The organism is Paenibacillus favisporus, assembly GCF_040545415.1.
GTDB classification, from domain to species: domain Bacteria; phylum Bacillota; class Bacilli; order Paenibacillales; family Paenibacillaceae; genus Paenibacillus_AQ; species Paenibacillus_AQ favisporus.
Window position 1 is genome coordinate 102498 of the sequence record NZ_JBEPLV010000007.1, and the last position, 17256, is coordinate 119753.

Sequence of the window (17256 nt, forward strand, 5' to 3'; positions counted from 1 at the left end):
GAGCGTCAAAAGCGATGAAAGCGATTTTTTCGAATCGTTTCGATTAACATCATAAGCCCGTTGTCTAAACCTGTCAACAACCTTTTTTACAAAGGCCCAGCGAACTGTATTTTTGTGCAAATCCCTGATCTCACTTACGTTAATGCGACAAAATCCCTATCGGATAACAAATGGTAACCGCTTACAAAATGGAGTTGACAAGATAAAGTAATCTGTAATAATCTCAAGATTAACGAGTCAATGTGGAAACGTTTCTATAGATTTCATCCTATTCCTGACGGCCGTAGCGGAACGGCACATGCTGTAACCCGTTTCAGCCATAGGATTAAGCGGAAGGAAGGCTTAACGATGACATTTCAAATCGGCGGTTTTGTTGATAACGTAGGCAGCAGGAAACTGAACGTTTTATCAGTCCGGGTGCTGCAAAAGGGGCGGCTGCTGGGGCTCTGGGACCGGAATGGCGACGCCCGCCGGCTTCAGCATTCGGTCAGTAAGTCTTTTACAAGCATGGCGGTCGGACTTGCCATCGCCGAAGGAAAGCTGACATTGCATGCACGGTTAAACGATTTTTTCCCGGACTATGGAAAATCGGTGAAGGATTCGGCCTATCCACCGGGAGAGCTGACCCTCGGTCATCTGCTCCGGATGGCCTCCGGCCACGATGACCCGCCGCTCTGGGCGGAAGAGCGGGAAACGCTGCAGGAGAAGGATTGGGCAAAATACTATATGTCTCTGCCCTTGGACCGGATGCCCGGAGAGACCTTCACGTACAGCAGCGGCGACACGTTTATGATCTCGGCCATGGTTCAGGCAGCCGCCCTAGAGACGGTGCGCGATTATTTGGTGCCGCGGCTGTTCGAGCCGCTCGGTATCCGGGATGTCCGGTGGGACACGTCGCCGCTCGGCGTCACGCTCGGCTGCACCGGGCTGTGGATCAGCTGCGAAGAGCTGAGCCGGTTCGGCCAGATGCTGCTGCAGAAGGGGCGGTGGCAGGGCGTCCAGCTGATCCCGGAGGCATGGATCGGCGAGGTTACGCGGAAGCAAATCGACACGCCGGGAACGGCCGACTGGGGTGCGGGTTACGGCGGCCAATTCTGGATGTGCACGCACGGAGCATACCGCGCTGACGGCATGCGTGGACAGTTTTGCGTCGTCATCCCGGACAAAGAGGCCGTGATCGCCATCAACAGTGACGAGGATGATATGCAGGGCATTCTCGACGCCGTCTGGGCGGATATTTTGCCCCAGCTCTAAGCGTGTTACATTTTCGTGACATGTCAGAAAATACAACAAAACGGTGCGTCCTCTTAGGCGAGGAGAGCACCGTTTTTGCTTGCTTGGGGGTGAGGATTCTGGACCTTTCTTATCTGTCATTCTCTTAAGAAATGACCCCTTTGGACAAAATCAGGTTGCCGTACAACGCACGTTCTCCGGTCGCCACGACCGCATAGGCTTTCTTCGCGCGTTCATAAAATTCGAAACGTTCCAATTCGGTGAACTTGATGTCTTCCCCTTCCGTCTCATGCACGATCTTGCGATATACTTCCCACACCGGCGTTTCCACCGGATCTCCCGGCACCACCTGCATCAGCATGACGGGGTACTCCACGTACCTGTTCAGGGGCAGCAGCTCAAGCGCAGCCTGGAGCAGCTCGGGAATGCCGTGGCCGTCCGCCCGGACCAGCCGCTTGGCCAGACTGGCGGAAGGGAAATTTCCGTCGGCAAATACGATCTCGTCCCCGTGCCCCATTTCGCTTAATATTTTCAACAGCTCAGGAGACAGCAATGCAGAAATTCCTTTCAACATGACAAAAACCTCCTATTATGTTCCCACTCGGGGTGTCCTGAAACATAATACGACACGCGGCAGGAATATCCTTCCTGAATTAATTTTTACAATCGCATGAAGCTACCGGATACACTGCCGTTGTATAATAGTGGAAAATGACCCCTAACACGAAACGGAGGATTTGTCGTCCATGAAAAAGACCTGGCTGCTCGGCTTCGGATTTTTCAGCATCAGCATTACCTGGGCGCTCTACAATGCGTTTGTTCCGTTTTTCCTCGATCCGTATCTGAAGAGCGCCGCGTGGATCGGCTTCATGATGACCATCGACAACTATTTCGCCCTGTTCCTGCAGCCATGGATCGGCAACCGGAGCGACCGGACCGTCTCCCGTTTCGGCAAGCGGATGCCCTACCTGCTCATCGGGATGCCGCTCGCTGCCCTGTTCGTCATCCTGATCCCCTTTCACACCAGTCTGCTGACGCTGGTCCTGTTCATGATGCTGATGAACCTGGCGATGAGCCTCTACCGCTCGCCAACGATCGCGCTCATGCCGGACATCACGCCGGAAGGGAAGCGGACCAAAGCCAACGGCGTCATCAACTTCATGGGCGGCGTAGGCGGCATTCTCGCATTTGCCGGCGGATCGCTGCTGTACAACCAGAACCGCTCCTTCCCGTTTATCGCCGCGGCGGTCATCACCCTGCTGTCGCTGTGGATTCTGTACCGCTTCGTCCCCGTGCGGGGAAGCGGTTCCACACCTTCCTCCGCGCCGCAGGAAGGAAGCCGGATCAAGCTGCGCGGCGAGCTGGACCGGACGACCGTGCTGCTGCTGATCGCCATCTTTTTCTGGTTCGTCGGGTATCAGGGCGTCGAATCGTTGTTTACGCTTTACGGCAAGCATCATATGGGGCTGCAGGAAAGCGCCGCTTCCTTCTCCCTGACCTTCTTTTCGCTTTTCTTCGTCCTGTTTGCCATCCCGAGCGGCTGGCTTGGCAACCGTTACGGGAAGAAGAAGATCATCCTGACGGGCGTCGCCGGCCTGTTTCTCGTGTTCGCTGCTGTTCCGTTCATCGGGACCGTGGGACCGCTCCGCGTGCTGCTTGCCCTCGGCGGCATCTTCTGGGCGTGCATCAATATTAATTCCTATCCGTTCATCGTATCGACCGGAAGCGAAGCGAGCATCGGAACCCGAACCGGACTGTATTACCTCGTGTCCTCCCTGGCCGCAATCACCTCGCCGCCGCTGCTCGGGCTGATCATCGACCAGTTCGGCTACGCCTCCTTGTTTGTCGTCGCGTCGGCCAGCCTGCTGATCGCCCTGCTGTTCCTGACGATGGTCCGCCATGACGGCAAAACGGCCGGCGCAGGGTCCGAGACGGCGACGCTAAACGGATAAACAGATGGGCGTATTACAAAAAAACATCCGCGGCTGACGAAGCCAAGCGGATGTTTTTTGGCTGACATGCGAATTGCCAATGCCTGCTACACCAGCAGGTCGGCGACCACCGGAAAATGGTCGGACGGCATTTTGCCCTGGCGGTGGTCGGTGATCACGCCAAAATTGCGCACCCGTACCCCGCCGGTCACGAAAATAAAATCGATGGCGCTCTCAAACTCGAGACCATGCTCCTCGCCCGAGCTCAAATACGCAGGGAACAGCCGCGCGGCCGTTTCCCGGGAGTCAAAGCCCTGGAAGGTGAATGCCGGGCCGAAATGCTTGTAATCCGCGCTGACCGCCGCATCACGCAGCAGAGCCCCGCCCTCTTCTTCGCCGCAGAGGACGCGGTAGGCTTCCGAATCGCTGGTGACGTTGAAATCCCCGGTCAGCACCGCGGCGCCCTTTTCCACCAAGTCCCGGATCCGGATTTTGATCAAATGCGCGCTCTGCTTAACCGCCTCGACGCCGATGTGGTCAAAATGAGTGTTCAGATGGATAAATTCTTTTCCCGTATATGTATCCTTGAACCGGCACCAGGTTACCATCCGGGTGCAGGCTGCGTCCCAGCCCAATTTGCCCGGCTTCTCCGGCTCTTCGGACAGCCAGAAATGTCCATGCTCCAGCGGCTCCAGCCGCTGCTTCAGGTAAAAGATGCAGGCGTATTCGCCGTCTTGCTTCCCGTCCTCCCGGCCGGCTCCGATCCAGCCGTACTCCGGCAGACGCTCTTCCAGATCCGTCAGCTGGTTATGCAGCACCTCCTGCATGCCGACCAAGTCGGCGCGATGGAAGCGGACAATTCCGGCAACCAGGTCCCGCCGGCTGTTCCATGTATTCTCGCCTTCCTTGTCATAGTCGTTTTTGATGTTATACGACATGAACCGGAGCTCCATCTCCGGTATGGCTGTGTTGCTCACATCAACACCTCATTTCTCAAAGTTTGCGCACGCCCATTCTATCATAATCCGCCGGAAAGCGATCACAAAATTTGGTTAAAGGCACGAATAACCCCCTCCAGGCGGGTTCTCAGCTTTGATATGACCATGCTCTTCCCTATGGGAACTCCGTGTGGGACGCCCGATACGGGACACAGCGAAAAGGCCGCCCCCTTGGATCGGGTAGATCCAAAGGAGCAGCCTTCATCGGAATCATCTTTATTTATGGGGCCAGCTTGGCCATCAGGCTGCGGAGCGCCGCTCCCCGGTGGCTGATCGCCTGCTTCTCCTCCATCGTCAGCTCGGCCATCGTTTTCCCGTATTCGGGAAGATAGAAAAGCGGGTCGTACCCGAAACCGCCCGAGCCGGCGCGGTCGGCGGTAATCCAGCCCTGAACCGAGCCGGAGGCCTCAATGAAGCCGCCCGTTGCCGGATCATACAGTATCAGCGTACAGACAAAGCTCGCCGGGCTGAGCAGCGAATCCTGAACGTCCGCGCCCATCTTTTTGTCCTCCAGCATTTGCAGCAGCTTCTCGTTGTTCTGCTCATCCGTGGCATGCTCACCCGCAAACCTGGCGGAGTACACGCCCGGACGGCCTTCCAGCTCGTCAACGCATAAGCCGGAATCGTCGGCCAGCACCGGAAGCCCAAGGGCATCGCCTACGGTTTTGGCTTTCTTCAGCGCATTCTCCGCAAACGTGCTCCCGTCCTCTACTACATCCGGGATGCCGGGATAGTCGAACATGCTTTTCACCTGTTTGCCCAGCGGGGCGAAGGCATGCTCAAACTCCTTGACCTTCCCTTTGTTCTTCGTCGCCACAATAATCGTATCGCCCGCCGGAATCATGCTAGGCCTCTCTTCCGGCTTGTCCCGAGCCGATCATCAGCGCAATGGGGCCAAGGGCTTCCTTCTGCTTGGCGATCAGCTCGCGGATGCCCTGCTCTCCAAGCTTCAGGAGCTCATCAAGCTCCTGCCGCGTGAACGGGCTTTCCTCGCCGGTTCCCTGCAGCTCGACGAACGCACTGCTGCCGGTCATGACGAGGTTCATGTCCACCTTCGCCTTCGAATCTTCCTCATAATTCAAATCGAGCAGCGGCTCTTCACCGACCACTCCGACGCTGACCGAAGCCAGAAAGTCGCTGATCGGGAACACCGGCAGCTTGTGCTGCTGGGCGATTTTGTTGATCGCAATGGCCATCGCCACAAACGATCCGGTAATCGACGTCGTGCGCGTACCTCCGTCTGCCTGAATGACGTCGCAATCCAGCGTGATAGTCCGCTCGCCCAGCGCCTGCAAATTCACAACGGAGCGTAGCGCTCTGCCGATCAGCCGCTGAATTTCCATCGTACGTCCGCTGAGTTTACCGCGCGCGGCTTCCCGCTGGTTGCGGGATTGCGTCGCCCGGGGCAGCATCGAATACTCCGCCGTTACCCAGCCTTTCCCCTGTCCTTTCAAAAAAGGAGGAACCTTCTCGTCCACCGTGGCGGTGCAAAGGACTTTGGTGTCCCCCATTTCAATGAACACGGAGCCTTCCGCGTACTTGTTTACGTTCACTGTCAAATTCATCGGCCTAAGCTGATGGCTGCTGCGTCCGTTTGATCTCATCATTTCTGCCTCCTACTTCGTTCGCATCCTGTTTAAGCAACCTTTATTTTACCAAAATGGAGGGATAAAAACACCCTGAGCTGCCCTTAAAGCGGGATTTCGTTAATATAATCGGGGCGTGTAACCGGCTGGCTGTAGTCCAGATTGTCGGTTCCGACGACCTTGGACTCCCCGTTCAGCTCGATTTTGACCTTTGGATTCCCCGCGTTTTCCGCCACCGTCAGCACGACAGACTGGAGCATTTCGGTCGGTACCGCATCGCCTTCGGCGAACATGTCTTCCTTCAAGGATACCGTTACCGTGCCGTCCTTCTCCTTCTTCACGGACTGCAGCTGCGTCTCGTCGGTCATGACTTGTTCCAGGCCGTCTGTCTCCTGCGGGCCACGAATCAATTCGGCAAGTGCCGACTGCAGCGCGTCCTGTCCCGGTTTGACAAGCCGCGTTACCGGAACGTAATACTGGATGCCTGCCGGCGATGCCGCCGAGAAGTAAACGGTGACTGGCGACGAATTCGTCAGCGTGGCCCCCTGCCCGACTTCCAGATTGATGCCCATGCTCCGGCTGAGCGGCTGATCCAGCGGAGTGCCCCCTACAGGCATTTCCGACAGCTTTTTGCCGTCAACCCACAGCTGGACCTTTTGCACATCCGCATTACCGGTCAGGGTCCAGGCCAGCGATTCGAGAATTTTGCGCTCATCCGGCGCTTTGTATTTCGTGAATGCACTGTTAAACTCGACAACAGCCAGCTTGTTATCCTTGTCCACCGTGACCTTCTTGACCTCGGTTCCTGCAGGCAGAACGCCCGTGAAGCCTTCCGGAATATATTTGGAATAGGCTCCGCCGGAGACGAGCGTTTCCACCGACAGCTGAACCGAAGTTTTATCCTTTACTTCCGGCAGACCGAGGGTGACGGGGGCAAGCATCCCGTTCCCGTCCGCCAAATACACGGTCGTCGGGGTGCCGGTGAGCTCGGCCTTAGCCTTGGCGCCTGTGGTGCCTGTGCCGTCCGACATATTGAGCATCTGCTCCTCGACCGCCTTCGGCGGCGCATCGATGTCTTCCGAAGCCGAATGGGTCCCGAACAAACCGCAGCCGGACAGGATAACGGGAACGGCCAGCAATCCGGCGGCGGAAATGCCGCGAATTTTGTTAAGCTTGGTCATAAGTCTGGTTCCTCCTAATCATTTTGTACAGTTTGTACTACCATGTATACGAGCCCCCTTCCGAAAAAATAACAGCCGGTCCATATTAATTTTATTCAGGCCCCTGCGCCTTCCCTGCTGCTTGAGAATGCGTCAAAATGGGCATAACTGGACAAAGATATACTGCAAAACATACAATCAAATTGCGTGAAGTTACATACTACTTGGATGACGGGGTGACGTAATGAGTGAAGCAAATGAGGCAAAACAAGCAAAAATTCCATACAGCTTAAACAGTAAAAAGGTATCCGAAGCGACGCGGGAATGGCTTCATAACCGGGGCGTGAGGGTGGAGGAGATCGCCGAGCTCGTTATGCTGCTGCAGAAAAAGTACTATCCGAACCTGACGATGGAGGAATGCATCCTGAACGTGGAAAAAGTGCTGAGCAAGCGCGAGGTGCAAAACGCGGTGCTGACCGGCATCCAGCTCGATATGCTGGCCGAGCAGGGCAAGCTGCTCTCCCCGCTGCAGGACATGCTGGAAAATGACGAGAGCCTGTATGGCGTCGACGAAGTGCTGGCCTTTTCCATCGTGAACGTATACGGCAGCATCGGCTTTACGAATTACGGTTATATCGATAAGCTCAAGCCCGGCGTGCTGGAGCGCTTGAATGACAAAAGCACCGGGGAAACCCATACGTTCCTGGACGATATCGTCGGTGCGGTCGCCGCGGCGGCCAGCAGCCGGATCGCGCACGGCAAGCAGGCGGAGAAGGAAACGGGCGACGGACCCGATGAGGTTCGGCTACCCGAGGATCACTAAAACATCTTTCATCATCGAGGAGGGCTGATTCGTCAGCCCTCCTCTTGTCATTTGGCGAGGAAATAACGCAGAAGGTTCGGAGCCGGACTAATGCAACGCTCCGAACGCAAACAAGGACGGCCTCTTGGCCGTCCTTCCTGCTCTTCCTGCCGCTATGTAACGGCGGCTTCATATCGGAAGGTGCCGTCATGACCCGGCACCTTCTTCACCTGGCCGCGCCGCTCCAGCTCCTGCGTATGCGCAAGCGTCTCGCACATGGCGAAGCGCATCTGGTGAATGCCGAGCGCGGTGCCGAACAGGGCGGCGCACAGCTCAAATCCGGTCGCCGGTCTTGCCTGAATCCGTCCCAGCAACCGCACCAGCCGCTCTTCATGATGCTGAAGAAGGGCTTCAAGCCGGGCCTCAAAGTGGTCAAACGGATTCCGGTGTCCCGGATAGGCCCGTTTTACCTGGAAGGCCTGCAGCTTCCTGAGCCCGTTCATAAACGAATGCAGCGGCTCGGGATCGCTTCCGGGCAGCAGGCTGACGTTCGGGGAGATCTGCGGCAGCACCGCATCTCCGCACAGCATGACCCCGCTCTCCTCATGCAGCAGCGACATATGGCCTGGCGCATGGCCCCACGTTTCGATGGGGGTCCATCGCCGCCCGCCCATCTCCAGCGGTTCCCCTTCGGTCAGCGGCAGCGCCGAAGGCAGCGGCTCCACCTGCGGGAAGAAGCTCTCCAAATGGGCGGGAAGCTGGCTTGTCCACGCCTCCGGCATGCCGTGCTGCCGAAACAATAGCGGCAGGTCGTCATTCATCGTGGATGCCTCGCCCCACATCCGCTGCATTTCCTCCGCCGCCCGCGCGGACATCCGGACCGGGCAGCCCGCCTTTTCCTGAAACCACCCCGACAATCCCAAATGATCGGGATGATGGTGCGTAAGCACGACTGACTCCACGTTCCCGAAAGGGATGCCCAGTTCGTCCAATACCTTGTTCCAGGCAGCTTCATTCTCCGCGGTCCGCGGTCCCGGATCGATCACCGTAACCCCGCCGGAAGGCCCCTGCAGCAGATAGCTGTTTACCCAGCGCAAAGGGTATGACATTGCCATCTTTACCTGAATGATGCCGTCTTCATAGTGCGTAATCTCGGGTATATTCAATGACCCGTCCTTCTTTCATTTATGCTTTCTCTTCCTGCGGGCGCCGTCCCACAAAAATCATCCGCTGTGAGCGCCCCTCGTCATATTCGACTTCCTCATTATAGCCGCCGTACACTTCGTCTGTCATGAGCCCGGCTTCCTGCAGCATTTCCTCCAGCCGGCCGCGCGTGTACAGCTTCACCCGCTCGTGATACTCCCGTGTGCCCTTGGTGCCGTGCATATCCGATATGGAGATGTCCTTGATTACAAAATCCCCTTCGATTCGGCGCTTCTCCACGATCCGCTGCCCCTCTTCCTCCCGCTCCGATGCCGGAACCAGATGTCTCCGGACATAAGGGGAGTTCATGAAATCGATAATAAACCATCCTCCGGGTTTCAGCATTCGGCGAATCTCCCGGAGTACCTTGAGCTGCTCCCCGTCCTCGCGGAAGTACCCGAACGACGTAAACAGATTAACGACCGCATCAAACCCGCCTTTCAGCGGAAGTTCGCGCATATCAGCCTGCCGCCAGTCCACCCGCTCCTTCGTGTCCAGCTTCCGGGCTTCCCGCAGCAGTACGTCGGAGAGGTCAACCCCGGTGACGCGGTAGCCCGCGTCCACCAGCGCGAGGGAGTGCCTGCCTGTTCCGCAGCACAAGTCGAGCACCTGCGCCCCTGGCGGCAGGTCCAGCCAGGAGATCATCGTCTTGACCTCCCGGGCTGCCCCTTCGATGTCACGGTGCTTATATACCAGGAGATAATCCTCTCCAAAGCTTTTTTCATACCAATCCTTCATCCTCTGCGTCATCCTCCTGTGTATGTGAGTCGGTTCCATGAATTATTACATTCAAAAAGGACGGTTGAAACCAGCCCGCTGGCAGCCTGTGCCCGCCGTATGCAGTATAGGATTCGACGCGCCATGGGTTTGTATGAATCGAGCCGATATAGGACTGGTCCGGTTTACGACTCAGGCACATATTCATGCGACAGAATCGAATACAGCCAGGAATTCGCAAAGCCTCCTTTATTCGTCGGCAAATGCTCGCGGAGATAGCCTTCTTTTTGCATGCCGATCTTCTGCATGACCCGCTCGGACCCGATATTTTCCGGACGGCAGGTCGCATAAATCCGGTGTACTCCCAGCTGCCGGAAGCCGAATTCCAGCATCGCCTTCGCGCATTCCGAAGCATAGCCTTGGCCCCAATGATCCGCATGGAAGCAATAGCCGATTTCTCCGTTCGAGCCCGAGACGTTGATTCCGCAGCCGCCGATCAGCTCTCCGTCCAATTTGCGGGTTACCGCCCACTCGTAATGGGTCCTGGGCTCTTTCTGCTGCATCGCCTTCATGCCTGCGACGTAGTCCTTCGTTTCTTCCTCGGTATTCGGACCCCAAAGGGTATAACGGGTAACTTTGGGATCTGATGCGTAACGGTGTACGCTCTCCCAGTCTTCCGGCACAAATTCGCGGATGACCAGCCTGTTTGTCTCCAGCCTCATTTTATGTCTCCTCCTTCGAACCGAATTGAATGAATTGAATCCAGATTAATCCATCTGCCTTTCGGTGTCGACCCCCTTAAATGAAGAGCATTAGGAGAGCTGCCACAGCCGGCATCATTTGCCGAAATATAGCGGAAAATAATGCGGAACCCGGCCCATATTGCGACAAACCTTTTACCAGACTGGTGATATAGTAAATATGCACTAATCATAGTGTTTTAAAAATTGGAGGGATTAGATATGGAACATTTGGAATTGGACATCTTGATGGCTGACGAAGAAGCAGAACAGGAAGAGCAGATCGACGACATCGAAGAAGAAGATGAAGAGGCGGAAGACGAGGAAGAATCCGAATTCGTAGAAGAGGCGGATGAGGACGAAGACGAAGAAGCCGACGATGAAGAAGACGACGAAGAAGCTTAACTGGCAACACAATCCCTTCTCCCAGATACACAGAAGCTAATCCAACAGACCTGTTCAGCGATGAACAGGTTTTTTGATTTCGATCGCAAAAATAGAACGAGCAGGCCGTCCTCCCATTTCAAGGAATCAGCCTGCTCCTGTTCAGCCATTCAATGTAATTATTTGCTCAGCGTTTCGGTCAGCACCGGAACGATTTGCGATTTACGCGACACAACGCCTTTCAATACGGCCGTATTGTTCTCAAGCTTCACGTTATAAGCCGATTCAACCGCAGCAGCGGATTTTCCGAGAGCCAGCGCCACGGAATCGTTGTTCAGGATATCCGTTACGACAAACACGAACAGATCGAGACCTTTCTCGCTGATGATCGCGTTCAGGGCGTCCTCCAGTTCAGCCTGACGGTTCAGGACGTCGTTAGGATCTACCGTGTTCACTTGGGCGATTTCCACTTTGCTGCTGCCCATTTGGAATTCTTTGGCGTCCAGGGAGATCAGCTCGGCAATCGTCTTGCTGCTGACATCGGCACCCGCTTTAAGCATGTCCAGTCCGTACTGCTCCAGGTTGACTCCGGCGATGTCGGCGAGCTCGCGCGCAGCAGCTACGTCCTCCTCGGTGCAGGTCGGGGATTTCAGCAGGAGCGTATCGGATACGATCGCGGATACCATCAGACCGGCGATTTGCGGCGTAACTTCAACGCCCTTTTCCTTGAACAGCTTGTTCAGGATCGTTGCCGTGCAGCCTACAGGCTCTGCGCGGTAGTACAGCGGATGGCTTGTCTCGAAATTCGCGATGCGGTGGTGGTCGATGACCTCGCTCACGCGCACCTGATCGATGTCGCTAGCGCTTTGCTGACGCTCATTATGGTCAACGAGAATAACCTCGCTTGCTTCGTTAGCCACGGTTTCCACTTGGCGAGGGGCCTCGGCTTTGAAGTAATCCAGCGCAAACTGCGTTTCGCCGTTGACGGCGCCCAAACGAACCGGCTCCGTATTATGGCCGAGCTTATTTTTGAGGTAAGAGTATACGATCGCCGATGTGATCGTGTCCGTGTCCGGGTTTTTATGCCCGAAAATCAATGTTTTTGCCATGGTTTCAACTGCTCCTTTATCGTTTGGAATAAATGAAGACTTGGTTCATGCCGTAATCTACATACGATTATAGCGGGAATTGGGCTATATTCCAATTCCTTTACAGAGATTTATTCCTGAAGGCTTGATTACAGCCTGATTTCGGGAGGCGTCTTGGCCGGAATCCGCTTCAGCGGCTGGCCCTCTTTATAATACAGCGACGGATTCAGCAGCACATAGAAAATATGGGTATGCGGGCATCCGAGGTTCTCGAGGATCCGGTTGATGTTCTCGGCGATCGCATGATGCTTCTCTTCCTCGCGCGGGAACATGAAAATTTCCACGGACCGGGGGCTGTTTGTGATTTTTTCCACATGTAAAAGCTCAATTTTGACGATTTCTTCCGGGATGTTGGCGATTCCTGAAATGCATTCGATAATGGCCGGTGCGGCGGTCTCCACCACATTCTTTTCAAAACCTGTAAATCTGACAAAAGGCAAAGCCGTTCCCTTCTTTCTCTTTCTTTCTAAAGCTGTGCCCGATCTAATATATCGGCATTACTAACCTACCATAAAAACGGCAAAGGAGTCACCTCCCCAAGAGATCACTCCTCAATGCCAATGGATATTGCTGATACCCAAATCCGATGCCTGACGCCGTTATTCCATAATTTTTGCCGGGTTGGCGACGACGTCGATTTTCTCCTGCACGCGCTCCGGGCTCCCCAGAAAATGGCGGTTCAGCGGCTTCAAATCGTCGTCCAGCTCGTACAGAATCGGCACCGCGGTCGGGATGTTCAGATCCACGATGTCCTCCTCGCTGATATTTTCCAGCACCTTCATCAAGGCCCGCAGGCTGTTCCCGTGCGCGACGACGAGCACCTTCTTGCCCGCCTTGATCTGCGGCACGATCTCCGCTTCCCAGTAAGGGAGCACGCGTGCGATCGTGTCCTTCAGGCTTTCTCCCAGCGGAATCTCCTGCTTCGTCAAGTTGCCGTAGCGCTTATCCTTGGGCGGGTAGCGGTCATCGTCGGCCGTAATCTGCAGCGGGGGCACGTCATAGCTCCGGCGCCACAGCATGACCTGCTCCGCCCCGTATTTCTTCGCCGTCTCCTCTTTGTTAAGTCCCTGAAGCGCGCCGTAATGCCGTTCGTTCAGCTTCCACGATTTGCGGATCGGGATCCACAGCAGGTCGTTGACGTCCAAAATATAATTCAGCGTTTTGATCGCCCGCTTTAATACGGACGTATATGCGATATCAATTTCATAGGGAATATCCTGCAGCAGATGCCCGGCCTTGATCGCTTCCTGGACCCCTTTGTCCGTCAGATCGACGTCCGTCCAGCCGGTGAACCGGTTCTCGCGGTTCCACTCACTTTCCCCATGTCTGACCAGAACCACCTTGTACATGGTGCCACACTCCTTTACTGCCTTACTCGTAACAAACTACCGGTATAGCTTGTAACCGATAAGCATTTTTTAAACTTTTTCTTTTCATTCCAATCATTTTGCATACAGGCTGCGGGTGAGCTGCCGTCCCTTGCGATCTACTGTTTGCGTACCCTCAGCTCTTCCCAACACATGCTTATGCTCTGCAGAGGTTCCCGCTGGGGTAGACTCCGGGACGTTCGCCCGGGTTGCCTCCCTGGCCGGGCAGATTTACAATAACTACTGTTACATCATAATCGGAGAACGACGGAGGTACAATAATGAGAAATGCTTATTTGTTCGGCCAAATCGAGCGCGTGCGCACGGGCATCATCAACAAGGTGTCCGCGCTGCCTGAATCCAAGCGGGATATCGTCCCCGACGGATTCAACAACAATATCCACTGGCACCTCGGGCATTTGCTGGTCATATCCGACATGCTCGTGCTCCAGTACAGCGGCAAAGATGGCGTCATTCCGGCCGAATACCGCCCTTATTTTGCTTCCGGGACGAAACCGGCGGATTGGCAGGGCGAGGCACCGGCGTGGGATACCCTGATTTCGCAGCTCACCGAGCAGATTCGCGTGTTCCAAGAGCAGCTCGGTGACGACCTAAATCAGCCAGTCGCCAAAGCGGACAACTTTGCCAAAGCCGAGACGATCGACGAGCTGCTGGTCATGAACATTAGTCATGAAGCATCGCATGCCGGCATGATCAACGCCATGCTGAAGAAACTGGCCTGATATCGGATCAGCAGACAGCACAAGGCAGCCCTTCTCTCCGTGTCGGAGAAAGAGGCTGCCTTTATTTTTGGAAAGAACCTGAGCGGCATCGCGTGTCGTCAAAACGGATTAACGATAGTCGTCATGCAGACGCCACCAGATGTAAGGCTGGGTTTGCGGCCATCCTTCAGGCGAATCCTCCCACGTTTCCTGGCGGCCAAAGGGTGTCAGGTCGAGCAAATTGAAGTCCGCGCGGATCCGGTCGACGCCGCGGGAGGCCGTGAAATAGGTGCGGAACACCTCATCTCCATCGCGAAGAAAGACGCTTAAGCCGAATCCGTCCCCAGCACCCATGTCATTGTTGAATTCGTTCCCGTTCGAAGAGAACCAAGGTACATTCCAGCCCATTCGGTCTTTGAACGGCTGGATCTGAGACAGGGGCGCGGGGGAGACGAGAATAAAGGTCGTATCACGGGCATTCAGGTGGGCAAGGTGGCCGATGTTGTCGACAAAAGAGGAGCAGCCTGTGCAGCCTTGACTGGCGCCTGGAGCCATCATGAAGTGGTACACCACAAGCTGGCGGCGTCCGTCAAAAAGATCAAGCAGTCGCGCTGGACCACCTGGTCCCTCGAACATATAATCTTTGTCGATCCGTACCATCGGCAGCCTGCGTCGTTCTGCGGCCAGCGCGTCCAGCGCGCGGGTAAGCTCCTTCTCTTTGACGAGCAGCTTGTCACGCGCGTCCATCCACTCTGTTTCCGAAACGATTTGCGGAAGTGCTGTGTTTTTCGTATCCACGGGTATCCTCCTCCAAGTTTTAAAGGATTCGTTGATTCTGCCATTATCCTAGCATGTTTCATTTCCCGGGATTTCTTATGAATTGCGGAAAATGATATGAAGCTGCATATTACTTGTGTCCGGGAACATCCTGCTCCATTCAGACGTTCTATATAGAAAGGAGCTGATGGATATGAACGTGTATCTGATCATCTTTGGGCTGATCTTGATTGGAGGCGGCATCATGAATCGCCGGAACCCGGAGAGGGGATGGCGGAGCAGTGAGAGCTGGAAGACAGAAGAAGAAGCGGAGCCCAGCGAGTCCTACCTGGAACTCCAAAAGATCCGCGGCTTCCTTGCGATCGTGCTTGGCTCGATTTTTATCGTGATCGGGTTGTTTATGCTGCTGTTTTTATGACCGCCCCTTCTCCAGAGAACAGACCATTTTGAAGTTTCCGGGTACCGCCTGAAACCCCAGCAGATCGCGGTTGATGCGAAGCATCGGACCGTTCAGCGAATCGTTGTGGGTTCGCAAATAAGGCACCCCGGCAGCGCGTGCGGTTTGTATGGCCAACAGCTTCAGTGCCAGCCCGATCCGCCGGCCCCTATACTCCGGAAGCACACCGGTAAACTGATGGTACATCGCCTGGGTTTGTTCGTTCTGCTGCAGGGTCACGACGCCGACATAGCGGTCTCCGTCCTTGGCGATATGTACATACTCCGGCCGCACGCCGGCCATGTTAATGTTCCATTTCTTCCATTCCTCAAACCAGGGGAAATCCTCGTTGTATCCCGGAATGTCCTGATGGGCGATCCTGTACAGCTCATGAAGCTTCCGCTCCTGTGCCTCTCCAGGCTCATCCTTCAGCGTCACGAACATAATGCCGGATGACTCGGCGCTGCGAACGCTTGGCAGCAAAGCTTGGTCGGTAAAAGACGACAGGTCCAGCACAGATTCAAAGGTGTGGCGTTCCATCAGGTAGCCCCGGCGCTCCGCAAACGCCAGCGAGGCCCCGTCATTCTCCCTCATAAAACAAACGAGACGGGAAGCCTTAACCAGGCACGCCCACTCGCGCACTTCCCGGGACAGAGCCCTGCCGGCTCCGCGGCCGCGTTCATCCGGATGGACGACAAGGGTGACGTTAAGGCTGCCGGGTTCGTTCCATGGCGCACGCCAGGCGATGGCGTAACCGATGACCTCTCCGTCCCCGTTCACAGCGACCCATTTCGGGCGATCCCAGCCCATCAGCCGCCCCTCATCGTCGTAATAGAGCTGGCCCGGCGGAATGCTCTCCTCTTCGTCCTGCAGCTGCTTGGCGGTGACGGGTTCCGACCAGATCAGGCTCAGCAGCGCCGCGGCTGCTTGAAAATCCTCCCTGCCAAAACGGCGAATCGTATAGTTTGACAATATGTATTCCTCCAAAAAATGGTATTGAGTTGCCTCGCTCATTATCTCATGCAATCCCATGGATGAAGCGATAAAGTTTGGGTATAGCGTTTTTTTCCTTAACTGAGGCGCTTCTCGCTCCCCCGCGTGCTCATCGTATATAAATCTATGAAAATCAAACTATTGCACACGATCATCTGTCCGATACCGATCTGTGAAGCCGGCATAGAATATATCAATCTTAAGAAAAGGAGTGATATATTTGGCAAACAGCGATGTACGTCTTGCCCTTTGGTCCGGCATTAATTTTACGGGCCGCAGAATCTTGTTCAGACGCGGTGGAGTTGCGGTCCGCGACCTTGGAGCTTTCCGCTTCGACAATGTTCTCTCCAGCTTCCGTCTCAGAAATACGGTGCAGAGCAATCAAGTGACGCTTGTTTTGTTCTCACGGATTAATTTCCAGGGATCTTTCCGCGTGTTCCGTGGCAGCCAAAATGTAGCCAACCTGGGCAATTTCAACTTTAACAACGTCACGTCTTCTTTCATCCTCGTTGGACGCAACCTGACGAACGCCGAAATTTCCCAAATCCAAAGCACCGGCAGACCGCCGCAAGACATTCTTATCATCAGACAGTAACCATCTGCAAAGGGTGCCCGACAGGGTACCCTTTCTCATGTTACGAAATCCCCGCATAGGATGGAAAGTGAACAAAATAAAGAACCTCCCGCTATGCCTTCCCGTCAAGGAAGACATCCTGCAGAAGGCCAAGGTCGCAAGAGAGGCTTCGATCAGATTTTTAATTCCCCAAGCTTGATCAGCTCGACAACGGCCTGAGAACGGCCTTTGACGTTTAATTTCTGCATCACATTGGAAATATGGTTCCGGACCGTCTTCTCGCTGATAAATAACTGACCGGCGATATCGCGTGTCGTTTTGTCCTGAACGAGCAGTTCAAATACTTCGCGCTCACGATGAGTCAACAAAAATTTGCTCTTATGATCGTTCCCCTTCAATGGTGTCACCCCTCCTTGCTCGGGTTTGTATGGTATAACAAGGTAAAGGGATACAGTCAACTCATATTATGTAAGGCACCGGGCTTT

General features: G+C 55.1%; 21 protein-coding genes. 7 read left to right on the plus strand and 14 right to left on the minus strand.

The window, feature by feature from the left end:
- Positions 1-348 precede the first annotated feature (348 nt).
- Positions 349-1254: a serine hydrolase domain-containing protein gene (locus tag ABID47_RS26765; RefSeq protein ID WP_354501341.1), complete on the plus strand. Its 906-nt coding sequence runs from the start codon at positions 349-351 to the stop codon at positions 1252-1254.
- A 124-nt stretch (positions 1255-1378) separates the two neighbouring features.
- Here ABID47_RS26765 and fucU read toward each other — a convergent pair whose 3' ends face one another.
- The gene (gene fucU / locus ABID47_RS26770; protein ID WP_076174215.1) at positions 1379-1807 is read right to left on the minus strand and encodes an L-fucose mutarotase; all 429 of its coding nucleotides are present in this window, start codon (positions 1805-1807) and stop codon (positions 1379-1381) included.
- 172 nt (positions 1808-1979) lie between these two features.
- Between fucU and ABID47_RS26775 the strand changes: the two genes are divergently transcribed.
- Positions 1980-3185, plus strand: a complete 1206-nt coding sequence (locus ABID47_RS26775; protein ID WP_354501343.1) for an SLC45 family MFS transporter — start codon at positions 1980-1982, stop codon at positions 3183-3185.
- Positions 3186-3271: 86 nt separating this feature from the next.
- On the opposite strand, the gene ABID47_RS26780 is transcribed toward ABID47_RS26775, so the two are convergent.
- From ABID47_RS26780 to ABID47_RS26795, 4 genes are all read right to left on the minus strand, one after another.
- A complete protein-coding gene (locus ABID47_RS26780) occupies positions 3272-4141 on the minus strand; it encodes an endonuclease/exonuclease/phosphatase family protein (RefSeq protein ID WP_354501345.1) in 870 nt (289 codons plus the stop codon).
- A 241-nt stretch (positions 4142-4382) separates the two neighbouring features.
- On the minus strand, positions 4383-5006 hold the full coding sequence (locus tag ABID47_RS26785) for an XTP/dITP diphosphatase (protein WP_116234185.1): 624 nt from the start codon (positions 5004-5006) through the stop codon (positions 4383-4385).
- A 1-nt stretch (position 5007) separates the two neighbouring features.
- Positions 5008-5769, minus strand: coding sequence for a ribonuclease PH (rph, locus tag ABID47_RS26790; protein ID WP_354501348.1), 762 nt, complete (start codon positions 5767-5769; stop codon positions 5008-5010).
- Positions 5770-5852: 83 nt separating this feature from the next.
- A complete protein-coding gene (locus ABID47_RS26795; protein ID WP_354501350.1) occupies positions 5853-6929 on the minus strand; it encodes a GerMN domain-containing protein in 1077 nt (358 codons plus the stop codon).
- 223 nt (positions 6930-7152) lie between these two features.
- Between ABID47_RS26795 and ABID47_RS26800 the strand changes: the two genes are divergently transcribed.
- A complete protein-coding gene (locus ABID47_RS26800) occupies positions 7153-7731 on the plus strand; it encodes a phosphatidylglycerophosphatase A family protein (protein WP_105446124.1) in 579 nt (192 codons plus the stop codon).
- 152 nt (positions 7732-7883) lie between these two features.
- On the opposite strand, the gene ABID47_RS26805 is transcribed toward ABID47_RS26800, so the two are convergent.
- From ABID47_RS26805 to ABID47_RS26815, 3 genes are all read right to left on the minus strand, one after another.
- Complete coding sequence (locus tag ABID47_RS26805) at positions 7884-8876, minus strand: MBL fold metallo-hydrolase (RefSeq protein WP_354501352.1); 993 nt, start codon at positions 8874-8876, stop codon at positions 7884-7886.
- A gap of 19 nt (positions 8877-8895) precedes the next feature.
- On the minus strand, positions 8896-9651 hold the full coding sequence (locus tag ABID47_RS26810) for a class I SAM-dependent methyltransferase (protein ID WP_354501354.1): 756 nt from the start codon (positions 9649-9651) through the stop codon (positions 8896-8898).
- A gap of 164 nt (positions 9652-9815) precedes the next feature.
- Positions 9816-10352: a GNAT family N-acetyltransferase gene (locus tag ABID47_RS26815; protein WP_354501356.1), complete on the minus strand. Its 537-nt coding sequence runs from the start codon at positions 10350-10352 to the stop codon at positions 9816-9818.
- A gap of 240 nt (positions 10353-10592) precedes the next feature.
- Between ABID47_RS26815 and ABID47_RS26820 the strand changes: the two genes are divergently transcribed.
- On the plus strand, positions 10593-10775 hold the full coding sequence (locus tag ABID47_RS26820; protein ID WP_163881492.1) for a hypothetical protein: 183 nt from the start codon (positions 10593-10595) through the stop codon (positions 10773-10775).
- 158 nt (positions 10776-10933) lie between these two features.
- Here ABID47_RS26820 and ABID47_RS26825 read toward each other — a convergent pair whose 3' ends face one another.
- From ABID47_RS26825 to gpmA, 3 genes are all read right to left on the minus strand, one after another.
- Positions 10934-11863, minus strand: a complete 930-nt coding sequence (locus ABID47_RS26825; RefSeq protein ID WP_354501358.1) for a manganese-dependent inorganic pyrophosphatase — start codon at positions 11861-11863, stop codon at positions 10934-10936.
- A gap of 128 nt (positions 11864-11991) precedes the next feature.
- On the minus strand, positions 11992-12342 hold the full coding sequence (locus tag ABID47_RS26830) for a DUF1904 family protein (RefSeq protein WP_089548421.1): 351 nt from the start codon (positions 12340-12342) through the stop codon (positions 11992-11994).
- Positions 12343-12501: 159 nt separating this feature from the next.
- Positions 12502-13251, minus strand: coding sequence for a 2,3-diphosphoglycerate-dependent phosphoglycerate mutase (gpmA, locus tag ABID47_RS26835; protein ID WP_263882113.1), 750 nt, complete (start codon positions 13249-13251; stop codon positions 12502-12504).
- Between the two features lie 299 nt (positions 13252-13550).
- On the opposite strand from gpmA, the gene ABID47_RS26840 reads away from it, so the two are divergent.
- Positions 13551-14012: a DinB family protein gene (locus ABID47_RS26840; protein ID WP_145029204.1), complete on the plus strand. Its 462-nt coding sequence runs from the start codon at positions 13551-13553 to the stop codon at positions 14010-14012.
- Positions 14013-14120: 108 nt separating this feature from the next.
- Here the strand turns inward: ABID47_RS26840 and ABID47_RS26845 are convergent, their stop codons facing one another.
- Positions 14121-14789 carry a DUF899 domain-containing protein gene (locus tag ABID47_RS26845; RefSeq protein ID WP_354501361.1) on the minus strand — a complete coding sequence of 223 codons (669 nt, stop codon included), beginning with the start codon at positions 14787-14789 and terminating at the stop codon, positions 14121-14123.
- Positions 14790-14961: 172 nt separating this feature from the next.
- Here ABID47_RS26845 and ABID47_RS26850 point away from each other — a divergent pair, with 172 nt between their 5' ends.
- Positions 14962-15186 (plus strand): DUF6199 family natural product biosynthesis protein, encoded by a 225-nt coding sequence (locus ABID47_RS26850; RefSeq protein ID WP_354501363.1) that lies wholly within the window; start codon positions 14962-14964, stop codon positions 15184-15186.
- Here the strand turns inward: ABID47_RS26850 and ABID47_RS26855 are convergent.
- On the minus strand, positions 15181-16176 hold the full coding sequence (locus ABID47_RS26855) for a GNAT family N-acetyltransferase (RefSeq protein ID WP_354501365.1): 996 nt from the start codon (positions 16174-16176) through the stop codon (positions 15181-15183). The genes ABID47_RS26850 and ABID47_RS26855 overlap by 6 nt on opposite strands.
- A gap of 241 nt (positions 16177-16417) precedes the next feature.
- Between ABID47_RS26855 and ABID47_RS26860 the strand changes: the two genes are divergently transcribed.
- Complete coding sequence (locus ABID47_RS26860) at positions 16418-16792, plus strand: hypothetical protein (protein WP_145029211.1); 375 nt, start codon at positions 16418-16420, stop codon at positions 16790-16792.
- Positions 16793-16944: 152 nt separating this feature from the next.
- Here the strand turns inward: ABID47_RS26860 and ABID47_RS26865 are convergent, their stop codons facing one another.
- Positions 16945-17169 (minus strand): helix-turn-helix domain-containing protein, encoded by a 225-nt coding sequence (locus ABID47_RS26865; protein ID WP_036649309.1) that lies wholly within the window; start codon positions 17167-17169, stop codon positions 16945-16947.
- Positions 17170-17256 lie beyond the last annotated feature (87 nt).